Origin of the sequence: Polaromonas sp. CT11-55 (assembly GCF_047303325.1) — a bacterium.
GTDB lineage: Bacteria > Pseudomonadota > Gammaproteobacteria > Burkholderiales > Burkholderiaceae_C > Polaromonas.
In genome coordinates, this window is sequence record NZ_JBKBEX010000002.1 from 305,968 (window position 1) to 319,845 (window position 13,878).

General features: G+C 63.7%; 15 protein-coding genes and 1 tRNA gene. 8 read left to right on the top strand and 8 right to left on the bottom strand.

From position 1 onward, the window contains the following. Positions 1-240: 240 nt before the first annotated feature. From ACEN8I_RS03335 to ACEN8I_RS03355, 5 genes are all read left to right on the top strand, one after another. On the top strand, positions 241-573 hold the full coding sequence (locus ACEN8I_RS03335) for a hypothetical protein (RefSeq protein WP_413326251.1): 333 nt from the start codon (positions 241-243) through the stop codon (positions 571-573). A 120-nt stretch (positions 574-693) separates the two neighbouring features. After that, positions 694-1,137, top strand: a complete 444-nt coding sequence (locus tag ACEN8I_RS03340) for a hypothetical protein (RefSeq protein WP_413326253.1) — start codon at positions 694-696, stop codon at positions 1,135-1,137. A 632-nt stretch (positions 1,138-1,769) separates the two neighbouring features. Beyond that, positions 1,770-2,087, top strand: coding sequence for a DUF4288 domain-containing protein (locus ACEN8I_RS03345; RefSeq protein ID WP_413326255.1), 318 nt, complete (start codon positions 1,770-1,772; stop codon positions 2,085-2,087). Positions 2,088-2,282: 195 nt separating this feature from the next. Next, positions 2,283-2,711, top strand: coding sequence for a hypothetical protein (locus tag ACEN8I_RS03350; protein ID WP_413326257.1), 429 nt, complete (start codon positions 2,283-2,285; stop codon positions 2,709-2,711). A 75-nt stretch (positions 2,712-2,786) separates the two neighbouring features. Further along, on the top strand, positions 2,787-3,071 hold the full coding sequence (locus ACEN8I_RS03355) for a hypothetical protein (protein WP_413326259.1): 285 nt from the start codon (positions 2,787-2,789) through the stop codon (positions 3,069-3,071). A gap of 77 nt (positions 3,072-3,148) precedes the next feature. Here ACEN8I_RS03355 and ACEN8I_RS03360 read toward each other — a convergent pair. Both ACEN8I_RS03360 and ACEN8I_RS03365 read right to left on the bottom strand, forming a co-directional pair. Further along, a tRNA-Gly gene (locus ACEN8I_RS03360) sits at positions 3,149-3,222 on the bottom strand. Positions 3,223-3,312: 90 nt separating this feature from the next. After that, positions 3,313-4,806, bottom strand: coding sequence for a CHAD domain-containing protein (locus ACEN8I_RS03365; RefSeq protein WP_413326261.1), 1,494 nt, complete (start codon positions 4,804-4,806; stop codon positions 3,313-3,315). A gap of 187 nt (positions 4,807-4,993) precedes the next feature. Between ACEN8I_RS03365 and ACEN8I_RS03370 the strand changes: the two genes are divergently transcribed. The 3 genes from ACEN8I_RS03370 to ACEN8I_RS03380 are packed head-to-tail and all read left to right on the top strand — an operon-like array spanning position 4,994 to position 8,008. Then, on the top strand, positions 4,994-5,674 hold the full coding sequence (locus ACEN8I_RS03370; protein WP_413326264.1) for a methyltransferase: 681 nt from the start codon (positions 4,994-4,996) through the stop codon (positions 5,672-5,674). Continuing rightward, positions 5,674-7,362: a transporter substrate-binding domain-containing protein gene (locus ACEN8I_RS03375; protein ID WP_413326266.1), complete on the top strand. Its 1,689-nt coding sequence runs from the start codon at positions 5,674-5,676 to the stop codon at positions 7,360-7,362. The genes ACEN8I_RS03370 and ACEN8I_RS03375 overlap by 1 nt, the downstream gene beginning before the upstream one ends. Continuing rightward, positions 7,355-8,008: an ABC transporter permease subunit gene (locus ACEN8I_RS03380; protein WP_413326268.1), complete on the top strand. Its 654-nt coding sequence runs from the start codon at positions 7,355-7,357 to the stop codon at positions 8,006-8,008. Before ACEN8I_RS03375 ends, ACEN8I_RS03380 begins: the two co-directional genes overlap by 8 nt. Before the next feature lie 82 nt (positions 8,009-8,090). On the opposite strand, the gene ACEN8I_RS03385 is transcribed toward ACEN8I_RS03380, so the two are convergent. The 6 genes from ACEN8I_RS03385 to ACEN8I_RS03410 form a co-directional block, all read right to left on the bottom strand. Continuing rightward, positions 8,091-8,651 carry a hypothetical protein gene (locus ACEN8I_RS03385; RefSeq protein WP_413326270.1) on the bottom strand — a complete coding sequence of 187 codons (561 nt, stop codon included), beginning with the start codon at positions 8,649-8,651 and terminating at the stop codon, positions 8,091-8,093. 57 nt (positions 8,652-8,708) lie between these two features. Next, entirely contained in the window at positions 8,709-9,140 is a 432-nt protein-coding gene (locus ACEN8I_RS03390; RefSeq protein ID WP_413326272.1) for a DsrE family protein, read from the bottom strand. Between the two features lie 108 nt (positions 9,141-9,248). After that, on the bottom strand, positions 9,249-10,823 hold the full coding sequence (locus tag ACEN8I_RS03395) for a tripartite tricarboxylate transporter permease (RefSeq protein ID WP_413326274.1): 1,575 nt from the start codon (positions 10,821-10,823) through the stop codon (positions 9,249-9,251). Between the two features lies 1 nt (position 10,824). Further along, positions 10,825-11,253, bottom strand: a complete 429-nt coding sequence (locus ACEN8I_RS03400; RefSeq protein ID WP_413326276.1) for a tripartite tricarboxylate transporter TctB family protein — start codon at positions 11,251-11,253, stop codon at positions 10,825-10,827. Positions 11,254-11,608: 355 nt separating this feature from the next. After that, positions 11,609-13,171: a sensor histidine kinase gene (locus tag ACEN8I_RS03405; RefSeq protein ID WP_413326278.1), complete on the bottom strand. Its 1,563-nt coding sequence runs from the start codon at positions 13,169-13,171 to the stop codon at positions 11,609-11,611. Continuing rightward, positions 13,152-13,853, bottom strand: a complete 702-nt coding sequence (locus tag ACEN8I_RS03410) for a response regulator (RefSeq protein WP_413326280.1) — start codon at positions 13,851-13,853, stop codon at positions 13,152-13,154. Before ACEN8I_RS03410 ends, ACEN8I_RS03405 begins: the two co-directional genes overlap by 20 nt. Between the last annotated feature and the right edge of the window lie 25 nt (positions 13,854-13,878).

Consider the following 13,878-nt stretch of genomic DNA (forward strand, 5'->3'; position numbering starts at 1 on the left):
CGGGCACGCATTGTCAGGGGAGTGATTACATGGGGGATCAGAGCGCTGCCTCCGCGGAAGCGTGTTGAGCAAGAAGTCTGTGAGACTATCGACATCTCTGATGTGAACAAGTTGAGGGAGAGAGCGAATGAAGCATAACTTGCCAATCGACACGGACCCACAACAGACTGCAGGCGGCTTCGCCGCGCATGTTGTGGTCCGGTCATCTTCACGTTATGCCGCAGGAGGGTGTGCGAAGTGTTGAAACAGTACGAAGAGCTCGCTGTGCTCGAACAGGGCGATGACGGTGCCATCGTATCCATCCGAGGGCAGGGCGGACCTTGTGTCTTGCTGGGTCCTGAATACCTTAACCACCTCGATCTGGTTCTTGGGCGGGCGATCGCTCAACTCCACGACCTTCCCAAACGCGGTGGGGTTGAACTTCTCATTGCCGAATTTCAAACGCTTCTCTCTACGTACGCCGACACCCGCGCAAAATACGAGGGGGTTAGTGGACCAACTGCGACAAAATCTCTTGTCGAGGCGCTTGCTGAACTTAAGGCACTTCGGGAACAGCTGAATGCACTTCTTTAGCCGCATGGGCCTGAGGCATAACATGTCAATCGACACGGACCCACAACAGAAGAAGGCGGCTTCACCGCAAGTGTTGGTGGTCCGGTCATCTTTACGTTATGCAAGCTGACTGGTTGCGTCATGAAAATTCACTGGTTTGCCCTTAGGCTAACGTTCGTCGCATTCTTTGCATTTGCAGAATGGGATTCACACTCTTCGATGCGCCTCGAACCTTTTCAGCTTTTCTTCTTCTTGCTGGCGGGCGTCCTCGGAGCGAGATTCTGGTTCATGCGCGAATACCACCGCGAAGGACGTGTTGAACCTTGGTTGGCCCCGTCGTGGGGCGGGCCTCTGATGGATCAACGCCAGCCCATGCAGTTCGTTCATGCGGCCGGTTACGCATTTTTGGCGGGTGGGCTTGCGGGGTTGCTGCGCGGACCGGTTTCTGTGGGTGATACAGCTGCGCCGGGTTTCCCCGTTTACCTGATGCCTGGTGCAGCTGGAGCTGGCCTCTTGCTTGGTATGTACTGGGCGATTTGGTCCTATCCTGTCCAGTTTGGCCTTCGACGTAGGCAAGATGAATAGAACCTCACGCCCACCTACCAAGGTGAATTTGTCTTGCATGCGTGAATGCATCCGCATAACAGGCCGCTCCATCCGAGCGCCTGCGGCGTCGGCTGAGCGGCGGCGTTAGAGGGCTAGTCCGATGGCACAGATCCTCCGTCAACTCCTCGTCGCAATAGCGCTGCTCTTCCTGGCTGCACTTATTCTTCTAAAACTATCCGACGTGGTTATGTGCGGCGGTCTTCGCAGAATATGCCCAGGTACTCCGCAATGGATTCTTGTCGATTGGATTGGACAGCATCAAGTTGTCGCGTTGGGTGCGGTGGGCGCGTATGTAGTTGCCCTTCTTGCCCTGTATGGGCGCGAGGTTCCGCAGACTGTTGCGGAATCTGTAAAACCGCACTTTGTCTCTCGGGCTCTTGTGTACATCGCGGTCGCATGTGTCGTGTTCGTACTTGCCACGCACTTTCCTAGCATCGCTTCGTTTCTCTCATGGGGAAACTAATGTGGCATCGCATCGAATTTATGGTCAACACTCGGGTCCTAAACTTGGCGCGCCCTAACAATTCAGTCAAGACGGACGCCTTACAGCGTCCGCTCGCGATGCTCGCAGGCGCGCCAGTCGCCGCTTACCTCAGACGTTAGGGGTGCTTATGCCTTGGTTCGCAATTCGCAATCTGTATCATTTCGGAGTCAAATCCGACGGTAAGAACGTATTCGAAGAAAGGGTCGTTTGCTTCCAGGCAGCAACGGAAGATGAGGCACACAAAAAGGGGCTCAAAGAAGCCGAACAATATGCCACTGACAACGACTTTACAGTTGGCCCAGATCAATACGCATATCGGCAAGATGATCGAGATCTTATTGACGGCTACGAATTGTTTAGCCAACTCTTTGAGTCGTCTGAGTCTCCGGAGGAGTTCTATGAAAACCGCTATGAACGGTATGAATATCATCCAGAGAGGAAATGACTTGGGTGCGCAATCTTGGGAGGCAAAGCTCCGTACTGTTGTCCCTCTCGAGTTAAAGCACCCATTAGGCAACTGTACCGCTTCGAAAGTCGGCGCCGGCGCACGGCACTTCGTAGAAACTGCACCCCTAACCCTGCGTTCGAGGGGAGCTGCGCAAACAGCCGCGCAGCCCCCCTCAACTCCACGTTAGATGTCATGAAGATTCCAGAAGACATGTATAGCCACGTCTTCGAGCTCTCAACGCAACTAATGAATGCGTCGAAATCGGAGGACCTGAAGAGCTATTGGCGCTTCTACGACGAACTTCGCCTCTACTGTGAAGAAGAATCGAAATCCGGTAGAGATCATCCTTTTTTATGGGAAACACTCGCGGACTTCACCAATGACAATGGAGTCGCGGTGGCGCTGTACGAGAAGGCGCTGGATTTGGCGAATCGCTCGAATGCCGTGGGATACCAAGCATCAATACAAATTGCGCTCGCGGAGCGCTTCAAAGATATCGGTGACACGAAGCAGGCACTGAAGTACGCTTTGGAAGCAAATACAAATGCGAAGGGCCTGGACGACTTGGACTTGAGACGCCAGATCAGCGAGTTCTTGCTCAGTGAATCAAAGAACATCTAACAACGCCATCAACACGGACGCGCAAAAGCCACGCTCCGCGCGGCTTGCGCGCGCCGGTTACGGCGAACGTTAAACATGATCTATCGAGCCGTTCTCGTATGCGATGGTGTTCCGAAGGATGCTGGCTCGGAGGTTGCCATCGACATCGCGAAGGAGTTTGCGGAACATCGCAAATGGCACGCGAACCTTACATGCGCCTGGGACGGTTCGCGACTCACACTTGCCGCCGAGAACGACCACGACCCGAAAGGGTTGGCGCTCCTCGACGAGTTCTCAGATTGTTTGTCTGCGTACATGACTGGCAGATCTGACGGTGATCTGAAAGTCAAATCGATCGATGAAGTGAGCGATCCTGTCTAACAGGCTCGTCGAATGGACCCGCAACGGCGGCCAGCGCGGTCGCCATTCTTGAAAGAAATCAATCAATGACAGAGATATGGAGCGGGTGAAGGGAATCGAACCCTCGTATGAAGCTTGGGAAGCTGCCGTTCTACCATTGAACTACACCCGCGTTTGGGTGGCTGCTGACGAACCACTTAAGCGCTGGAGCCGCGCCGTGAGCGGGCTCGCGGCGATTTTACACCCCGGTTTTGGCGTTCATTCAAGCGCGCCAGTAGGGCTCAGGCAAGTCCGGCAACTCAAGCTCAGGCTGCGCCCGCTCCCGCAGCGCCGCCTGCAGGCTGTGCTGCAACTTGCCGGGCTGCTCCATGCCGGCGCACAGGGTTTCGATGTGCGCCCGCGCCGTCACGCGGTCGTTGTGCAGGCCAAAAACAGTTTGCGCTTTCTTGAGCCAGTCCAGCCAGGCTTCGGTGGCCTGCGGCTCGTAGCGGGCGGCGATGAACTCGGTGAGGTAGCGCAGCTTTTTGGCGGTGATGCGCAGGCGATGCAGGCGCGTGGGGCTTAGCTGTTCCAGCCTGGGCAGGGCCTGCCGCAGCCTGTGGGCGAGTTTTGCCAGCCGTGCCGTGAGCGCGTCAAAGGGCAGGGCCGGGCCATCGTCGTCTGGCTGGGCAAGGCAGCGGCCCAGCTGCAGCAGCAGGCGCTGGGTATCGCGTTCCTCGAGGGCGGCCTGGGCCCGCAGGCGGGCCGTGGCTTGCTGCAGGGCGGCGGCTTCCTGCAGCTTCTGGCGCAGGGCGGCGTCGTGCAGGCTCTCCGCCAGCGGCGGCCAGGTTTCTTCCATAAAGACATCCCAGTCGCGCGCCGCGCCCAGGCGCTGGCCCAGGGCGCGCAGGCTGTCCTGCAAGGGCGCCAACGTTTCCTGCCGCCATTGGGCCGCGCCAGCCAGCGGGCCGCAAGCCACCCGCAGCCGCCGCACCGCGACGCGCAGCTGGTGCAGGTATTCGCTGTCATAGTGCCCGCCCTGGGGCTGGGCGAGAAAGCCGGCTTCATTGGCCTGCCAGTGGGCCAGGGCGGCTTCCACCGCCGCGCGCGCGACGGTGCGTGCGTCCCCGCCCAGCGGCACATCCGCCGCTACCGCCTTGGTGGGCGGTGCCGGCGGCCTGCCTTGGGCCAGGCGGTCGCCGCGCTCGGCCTTGCTGCGGCTGTCCAGCACCAGCGGGTGGCGTTCCACCAGCAGCAGGGCCAGCGCGAAGAGCTCGTCCACTGGGCCGTCCAGCAGTTCCAGTTCCAGCTCGCACAGCGGCTCGCGGCGCTCCCGGGCCAGGATCTCGCCCTGGTCGATAGCGACTTCAATGGCGCCGCCCGCGGGGCCGGTGATGCGGCGTATCTCGCGCTTGAAGCGGGTCTGGAACTGCGGCTGCAACTGGTCTTTGAGGGGCTCCAGCACGGGCGCAAAAGCCGTGCCCGCCAGCGGCCCCCATTCGAGCACCGGGCCGGCGACCGCGAACTCGATTTCCTCGCGCTGGTGCAGGCCGGCGCGGCTGCTGCCGCCGCCCTTGGCGGTCTGCAGCCAGTGCTTGCCGTCGCTGCGCAGGCGCAGGCCTATGCCGGCCTGGGCCAGCGCGCGCTGCGGCGTGTCAAAGTAGATGTTGTCCAGCTGCTTGTGCGTGGCATGGCTATCGGTACCGGCCCACAGCGGGTCGGCGCGCAGCGCGGCCAGCGCGTCAGGGGGCAGCCTGAGCTTGAGTTCGATTTCCATGGTGGTTGGTGCGATGCTGCCTCGCGGCGCGGCCAGCCATGGTACTGCGCGCCCGCCTGCCTGGCGAGGCGGCGGCCGGCCCGGATGTAGTCACAAAGGTGTATCCATAGGTTACTATCGCTCGAGCCGCGCCCCAAGCCGGCCCCCCGTGTCGAAACCCGCGGTTCCGGGATGCAGGAAGACTGTCTTGAACGAGAACAAGCTATTTAGCCCTAGCGAGTACACCGCCGCCTTGCTGCTCTACCTGCGCAAGCACCCGGCGCGCGTGCTGTCGTCCCGGGCGCTTGAGATGGGACCGGGCAGCGGCGTGGTGATGGCGACGCTGCTGGCGCTGGGGGCGCAAAGCGCGGTCGGTATTGAACTTGAAAGCCTTGCCGTTCAGGCGACGCAGGGGCTGCTCGATCAAGAGGGTCTGCGGGCCAGGGCCAGCCTGGTCCAGGGCGATATGTGGTCGGCCTGCGGGGACGACTGCTATGACCTGGTGGTCACCAACCTGCCGCAGTTCGCGGCCGAGCATATCGAGGGCGACGGCCGCTTGCCGAGCTGGAGCGCCGGCGGCATAGACGGGCGCCGCAGTGTGGACCCGTTCTTGCAGGGCCTGGGCCGCCACCTGGCGCCCGGCGGCCTGGCTGTGATGACGCACAACGTGTTCCTCGATTTCAGCAAGACCGAGGCCATGGCCGATGCGCTGGGCTTGCGGGCCCGCATCGCCTATTGCGCTTCGGCGCCTTTGCCCGCGCACAAGCTCGCCTGCCTGAGCCCTCAGGTGCGGACGCGTTTTGAAGGGCGGGGCATTCACAGGATCGGCGACTACTGGTTTGTCGACTTCGACCTGGTGGAAATCAGCTGGAAGCATGAGGAAGCTTGATGCGGACCTGCAGCGTGGATGAAAGCGGCCCTGTCATGCAAGCTGCGGCGGTGATGCGCCGCCTGTTGGTTCCGGCCCTGGCGCTGCTGCTGAGCTTTGGCGCCGCCGGCCAGGACAGCCGGCCGCCGCAAGCGCCGCCGGCACAGGCCGCCGCGCCAAAAACCAAAAAATGCGATGACGCGGTGGACGTGCTCGCGCGCGTGCTGTGCACAAAAACCCTGAGGGTGGGGGTGCGCACCGGCTACCCGCCGTTTGCGTTTGAGGACGCCACAGGCGCGCTGCAGGGTTTTGAAATCGAGTTGGCGCGCCAGCTGGCGGGCTCGCTCGGCGTGGAGCCCGTGCTGGTGGTGGTCACGCCGGCCAATCGCCTGGCCTTGCTCGGCGAGGGCCGGGTCGACCTGGTCATCGCCACCATGGGCCACACCCTGCAACGGGACCGCGAAGCGTTGTTTGTGCGGCCGCACTACTACCAGTCGCAAACCATTGTGCTGGGCCGCAAGGAGCTTCAAATAGGCGGCCTGGTCAAGCTGCGCGGCAACACCGTCTGCGTGACGGTGGGTAACAGCACCAATGCCGAGCTGTCGGTCAACGGCGCGCGCCTCAAGCTGTTTGACAAAGCCTCCAGCCTGGTTGACGAGCTGCGCCTGGGCGGCTGTTCGCTGGTTGCGCAGGACGACAGTTTTTTTGCGTCCTACCTGCAGCAGCCCGCATTTGCCGCGGCCTATGACAGCAAGTTCGGCTTCGCGCCGCTGCCCTGGGGCGTTGCCGTGGCGCGCGACGGCGGCGAGCGCCTGGCTGACGTGCTGGCGCTGTCGATGCAGCAGCTGCACATCTCGGGCGCCCTGCAGGCCCTGGCCCAAAAACACGGTGTGGACTCGCCCTTTCTGGCGCAGCAGCGCAAGCTCTGGTCCAGCAGCACCTGCGCGCAGATCAGCGCCCTGAACGACCCGGCCTGCGTGAAAGCGCCGCTGGACAACCAGCTGCCGCCGACCTCCTTTGCCGCCAAGGTCGACCAGCTCGAACACTTTATCTACCAGGCCACCGGCACGCGGGTCACCCTGGCCATGTTCAAGACCTGGGTGGCGCTGGACTTGTTGTTGGAAGGTGTGTGGTTTTCCCTGCTGCTGGTGGTGGGGGCCGTCCTCGCAACCTGGGGTTTCGCGCTGGCCTTTGGCGCCGGCCTGACCTCGCACACGCCGTGGGTACGCTGGTCCATGCGCTGTGTGCTCTGGCCCATGCAGTCGACGCCGCTGATCCTGCTCATGATCCTGGCCGGTGTGGTGGTCGGCGCCATGGGCGCGACCTCGCCGCTGGTGGCGCTGGCCGCGGCCGTGCTGGTGCTGGGCCTGTTCAACGGCAGCAATGCCGGTCAGGCCGTGGCCGAGGCCATGCTCACGCTGCGCGAGGAGCGCGCGCCGGCCCAGCCCGCGCTGAGCGCCGCGGTCTACCGGGCCAGGACACAAATGGTGGCCTTTGTCGTGAACGCCACCCGGGGCAGCCCGGCCGCGTCGGTGATGGGTGTGCCTGAACTGCTGGCCGCGCTGACCGACGTCGCCTCGTTCTCCAGCGAGCGCATCACCACCTACACCTTTTTGCTGATTTTTTACATGCTGCTGGTCGCCCTGGTGCACCGCCTGGCCGATGTCTGGCAGTCGCGCCTGGCCCTGAGCGGGGGTGCCTATGCTTGAGCTGCTCCCGCATTTTTTGCCGGATTTCCTGCGCGGCTTGCTGGTGAACTTCCAGATTGCGACCTGCGCCTTGCTGGGCGGCATGCTGCTGGGCGCGCCGCTGGCGGCCGCGCGCTTTCACAACGGCCTGGCCGCCACGCCGGCCGCCTGGCTGGTCGCACTGCTGCGTACCGTACCCACCTTTGTTGTGATGTTCTTCCTGGTCAATGTCGTGCCGGATTTTCATGTCGGCCAGCGGCAGTTCGCCATGACGCCCTGGCTGGCGGTGGTGCTTTCGCTCACGCTGTACGCGGCGGCCTATGTGTCAGACCACGCTGTCGAGGCCATGCGGCAACTGCGCAGCGGCTCGCCCGTCGCGGCCATGCTGTTTGTGATGGGCCTGGTGCGCGCCTTTTTTGTCATGGTGCTGTCCTCGGGCTTTGGCGCCGCGGTGGGTGTGGTCGAGGCCACCACCGTCACGCTGCGCGCCATCGAAACCCTGCCCAAGGCCGGCGACAGGCTGCTGCTGATCGGTGTGGTGATTGTGATCTTCACCGTGTGTTTCCAGCTGATCTACCACCTGATCAACCACTGGCGTGGCAAGCTCAACCAGCGTTTTCACCGGCCCGTGCAGGCGGCGCGGCTGGAAGGGGCTGAGCAGCCTTGACACCTGTTGAGAAGACAACAGGTTTCATGGTCTGCGCCTGTGCTCAAGTCCGGGTGGCGCGGTTGCCTCCGGGTCAGCGAACTCAATAGTCGGTGCAGGCCAGGCAGGACAGCGATTTCTCGGTCAGCAGGGGGTAGGCGGCATGAAAAAGTTCTTTCACTTCTTTTTCAGAGATTGGCCCTGGACGTATCGAGTTGGTGATCCAGGTGTAGGGGAATCCGGCTTTGACGTCCCTATCAAGTATGAACCGCCCCAGCACGGTGACCGAGCCGTCGGAGACGGTGAATGCCTGCATCAGCGGATGTGCGCCCGAAGCCGAATTCTTCAGCCCGTTGAGGAAAATCCCATCGTCGCTCCAGTTCACGAGCTTGTACTTCCCCGTCGGCACCTTGATAGCCGTGATTTTGTCGGAAAGGTTGGCCGCCGGCGACGAGCTGTCCCCCAACGGAAGCCCGTATTTTTTTCCAGTCGCAGTGTTTTCCAGTGTCAGCGAGAAATCCTGAGTGGTACTGGTATAGGCGAGGCTTGAGATGTAGCCAAAACCCTTTTCCGGGAGGGCTGTGGATGCAAGCGGGGGTTCGATGGATGCACACCCAGCCAGGATGCTGAGCGCTGCGATTGCGAGGTAAAAAAAAGATTTCATCAGGGATTCGAATGAGAAGGGGCAAAGCGCCGGCGAATAGGACAAGGCGGGGTGCTGTCAAGGCCGCAGGTAAGCCCAGCCCTCGTGCTGCTTCTTCATGATCTCCGTGACGCCGGCGGGCACATAGCTGATGCCGGCCAGCATGTCGTCCTTGCTGAGCTTCTGGGCGCGCATGGTGTTCTCGCAGGCGCTGATCCTGACTCCGGCTTTGGCGGCGTCGGTGATGCGCGAGCCGGTGGGCGACTCGAGCTTGAGCATGCCTATGCCGGGGCCGTAGGCGACGATCTCGATCTCGACATTGGCCGCGCCCACGTCGTCCTGCAGGTTTTTGGCGTTGTTGAGCGCCAGGTTCCATTTGGCCGGGTCGTTGTCGCTGACCTGGATCACGATGCCCTGGCGTTTGGCGCCCGCGGACTGGGCGATGGCGAGTGGCAGGAAGAGGGCGAGGGCCGCGGTGGCGCCGGCGTGGACGAAGAGTCTGCGGTTCATGTTCTAAGGTCTCCTCAAAGAGAGGCTTATTTCAACACAACGGCCGCATGAAACAAGCCCCCGGAACCGCCGCAAGGCAGTTTCGGGGGCTTGTGCTTGGGGTGGGCCTTATTCGCCGGAAGCCAGCGACCCGGAGGTGGCAGCCGCCGCGACAGGCGTGGGAGCCAGTTCGCCCTGCTTTTCCGAGTGGATGTGGTGGTCGGGCGACTTGATCAGCTTGCGGATAAACACCACCGTCTGCCATACGACCAGGATGCCGATGACGCCGAGCAGGGTGCCGCTGATGGGGCGGTTGACGAAGACGTTGAAGCTGCCGCGGCTCAGCAGCATGGCACGGCGGAAGTTCTCTTCCAGCATGGGGCCCAGGATAAAGCCCAGCAGCAGCGGCGCGGCCTCCATGTCCAGGCGCAGAAAGAGGTAGCCGATAAAGCCGAACACGGCGGTGGTGTAGATGTCGTCCAGGCTGTTGTTGATGCTGTAAGTGCCTATGCAGCAGAAGAACAGGATGGCCGGGAACAGCACGGTGTAGGGGATCTTGAAGACCGACAGCCAGTAGCGCACCAGGGGCACGTTGAGGACCAGCAGGAAGCAGTTGCCTATCCACATGCTGGCCACCAGGCCCCAGAACAGGTCGGGGTGGGTGCCTATCATGTTGGGGCCGGGCTGTATGCCCTTGACCACAAAGGCGGCCATCATCAGCGCCATGACGGCGTTCTCGGGAATGCCGATGGCCATCAGCGGGATGAAGCTGGTGCGCGCGGCGGCCTCGTCGGCGGCGGCCTGGCCGGCCACGCCTTCGATGCAGCCGGTGCCGATCTCGTGCTTGTACTTGCTGAGCTTCTTGTCGGCCGCATAGGCGGCGAACTGGGCGATGGTGGGGCCGCCGCCGGGCAGTATGCCCAGGACGGAGCCGATCACGCTGCCGCGCAGCGCGCTGGGGATGATGCGCTTGAACTCGGGCCAGGTGGGCATGAGCTTGATCTTGCCGTTAAAGGGCGTGAGCACGTTTTTGTTGTCGAGGTTTTTCACGACCTCGGCAATGCCGAAGCAGCCCAGCGCGATGCTGATCAGGCCTATGCCGTCCATCAGGAAGGGCAGGTTCATGGTGTAGCGCGCCACGCCGCTGTTGACGTCGGTGCCGACCATGCCGAGCAGCACGCCGACCATGGCCATGGCCAGGCCGTTGAGCAGGCTGCCGCTGCTGACAAAACTCACGCAGAAGAAACCCAGCAGCATCAGCGCGCAGTAATCGGCCGGCCCGAACAGGAAGCCGACCTCGCCCAGCGCGGGCGCCATGGTCGACAGCACCACGATGGCCACCGTGCCGCCAATGAAGCTGGAGACACCGGCGGTGAACAGCGCCAGGCCGGTCTTGCCCTTGAGCGTCATCTGGTAGCCGTCTATGCAGGCCACGATGCTGCTGGCGTGCGGGATCTTCATGGTGATGGCGCTGACGCTGTCGCCGTACTGGGCGCCGTAGTAAATGCCGGCCAGCATGATGAGCGCGCCGCCGGTGGGGATGGAGTAGGTCAGCGGCAGCAGCAGGCTGATGGTGGACAGGGGGCCCAGGCCGGGCAGCAGCCCGATCAGTGTGCCCACGGTGCAGCCCAGGGCGCAATACATCAGGTTTTGCAGGGTCAGCGCGTGTTCGAAACCGAACGCGAGGTTGTGTAGGACGTCCATATCAGTACAGGGGCAGGCTCAGGCCCAGAAGGTGTTTGAAGGCAAAGGCCACGGCAATCAGGCCGAGGGAGATCTTGACGTTGCGCACCAGCGAATACGAGGTGCCGGCCAGGGTGGAGCAGAACACCAGGAAGACGATGCCCAGGATCATGTTGACGAACTGGGAGATCAACGAGAAGCCGACCAGGCTCAGCAGGATGATGGCGATGTTCTTGATGCTGTAGTCCAGCGGCACGGGATCGACAAAATGCGAGCGCACCACGGTGAGCACGCCGATGACGAACAGGAAGGAGCTGACCAGCAGCGGAAACAGGCCGGGCCCGGAGCGGCTCAGCTCGCCCAGTGTGTAGTTGAAGGACACCCCGCCAAAGACCAGGGCAATGGCCATGAGGCACAGGCCCCGTATGAAATTGCGGTTGTTGAAATTCATCGTGGGGCGCTCCATGGCTGGGCCGCGAAGGGCCTTGTCGCAAACGGGGGGTGTGTCATCCGTGTCTCCTTGGGGGTGGTGTCCCGGCCCCGGGCCGCTCGGAAAATGCGGCTTTGGGGGTGTTCGGTCTGGAGGGGATGTTAGGAAGCGAGGCTTCCAATCTGCTTTCGTTTTGCGCGGCCCGGGCCAAAATACGTGTTATCACTAACGGGCTATTCCCTGTCCCCTCTCCCTCTGGGAGAGGTTAGGGTGAGGGCGGTTCCCGCATTCGAATGCCTCCAATTCTCAGGCGCCGTCAGCCCTCACCCCGCCCTCTCCCAGAGGGAGAGGGAGTAATACCAGAAGCATTGGGTGTTCAGCGCTGCGGATGGGGCGCCAGCGGCAGGCGCAGAATGGCGCGCAGACCGGTACCGGAGGCCGGGTTGGCCAGCTCGATGTCGCCGCCGTTGCGCCTGGCATAGGCGCGCGCGATGGACAGGCCCAGCCCGGCGCCGCGCGAGCCTTTGCCGGCCCCTGGACCGGCCGAATGGAAGCGCTCAAACACCCCGGCGCGGCGATCCTGGGCAATGCCGGGGCCGTTGTCGCGAACCTCGGCCAGTGCCATGCCGTCCCGGCTGTCCGCCATCACGGTGATCTGGCCGCCGGCCGGCGTGTAGGCGATGGCGTTGTGCACCAGGTTGGAAAGCGCCTCGTGCAGCTCGGGCTCCCGCGCCAGCACCGGGACCGCGGCTGCCGGTGCGTCCTGCGCCGCGGCCGTATCCGTATCCGTATCCGTATCCGCCGAATCTCCGCGGGCGTCGACCCAGCCCAGGTCCAGGTTTTTCTCATGGGCCAGCGCCAGGTGCTGCAGCACCACCTCGCGGGCGACGGCGTTGAGGTCGACGAGGGTGGGCGTGCCGGCGGGCGGCGCGCTCTCGCTCGCGTGGGCCAGCGAGAGCAGCTGCTCGCACAGGCGCCGGCTGCGCGCGATCTGGGCGACCATGGCGCGCAGGGTGGTGTGAATCTGTTCCGTGTCTTTTTCGCGCAGCGCCACGCCGGCCTGGGTCAGCATGATGGCCAGCGGTGTGCGCAGCTGGTGCGAGGCATCGGCCAGGAACTGCGACTGCTGCTCGAGCAGCTCGTGGTAGCTGGCCAGGTGCTGGTTCAGGGCCTCGACCAGCGGCGCCACTTCATGCGGCACGCCACTGGTGTCCAGCGGCTTGAGTTCGCCCCCCTTGCCCTGCAGCACCGACTTGCGCAGGCGCTCCAGCGGCTGCAGCGACCAGGTCACGCCCAGCCAGACCAGCAGCACCATGACCAGCACCATGCGCGCGTCGCGTATCAGCTCCTGCCGCAGGGTGGCATCCTGCGCCCGGTCGCGCGGGACCGTGCTTTCGGCGACCTGGACCAGCAGGCTGAAGGGCCGGCCCTGCCCATCAAGCACCTGGCTGCGAAGGGCCACCACACGCACCGGATGGCCCGCATGGAAGCTGTCGTACCAGACGGGCGAGCCCGCGGCGGGGGCGTCGGGGCCTGGCGTCGAAAGTTCGGTGGGCGGTGCCGGCAGTTCTGTTCCGCCCAGCAGGGTGAGTTCGGGCGAGCTGGCTTTCCCGGCCGGTGCCGGAGCCTGCGCCTGCGGCAGGGGCGCCAGGCTCACCTGCAGGTATTTCTGCAGGGGATAGTCGGCGCCGAATATGGCTTGCACCCCGGCCGGCGTGTTCAGGCGCAGCGAGCCGTCCCGCGCCGGTGTCACGCTGCTTTGCAGCGCGTGCGCGGCCTCCAGCATGCTCTGGTCGTAGGCATCCTGCACCTGGTTTCTGAGGGCGCGGTAGTCGTTCCAGCTGTCCAGGGCCAGCAGGCCCAGGATGGCCGGGAGCAGCAGCGTGAGCAGGCGCGCGCGTATACCGAAGCGGTCGGGGTCAGTGCGCAGTATCTTCATGCGCGGCGCTTTCCGGCGTGATGGCCTCCAGCATGTAGCCCAGGCCGCGCACGGTGACGATGCGCACGTCGCCGCCTTCAAGCTTGCGGCGCAGCCGGTGCAGCACCAGTTCGATGGCATCGGGGCCGGCGTTGCTGTCGGCCGGGAAGACCTTGCCCGAAAGCTGCGATTTTTCCACCGGCGTGCCGCTGCGCGCCAGCAGCACGGCCAGGGCCGCGCTCTCGCGCGGCGTGAGCTGCAGCAGCGTGCCGCCCAGCGTGAAGGCGCGGCTGTCGTGCGGGCAGGACAGCGAGCCGCACTGCAGCGGCGCGTGGGAACGGCCGCGGCTGCGCCGCACCAGCGCGGCAAGGCGGGCCTCGAGTTCCTCGAGGGCAAAGGGCTTGCTCAGGAAATCGTCGGCCCCGACGTTCAGGCCCTTGACCCGGTCCTGCAGCGAGCCCTGGGCGGTCAGCACCAGCACGGGCGTGCGGTTGCCGTCCTTGCGCAACTCGGCCAGCAGCGCCAGCCCGTGCTTGTCGGGCAGGCGCAGGTCGAGCACCACGGCGTCATAGTCATTGCCGGCCAGCAGCGACTCGGCGGTGGCGGCATCGGGCGCGTGGTCGGACACGTAGCCGCTTTGCTTGAAGGCACGCAGCAGCCACGCCGCCATCTCGGCTTCGTCTTCAACAAGCAGCAATCGCATAGGGGCGTGGTGGGCGGGCGAGTGT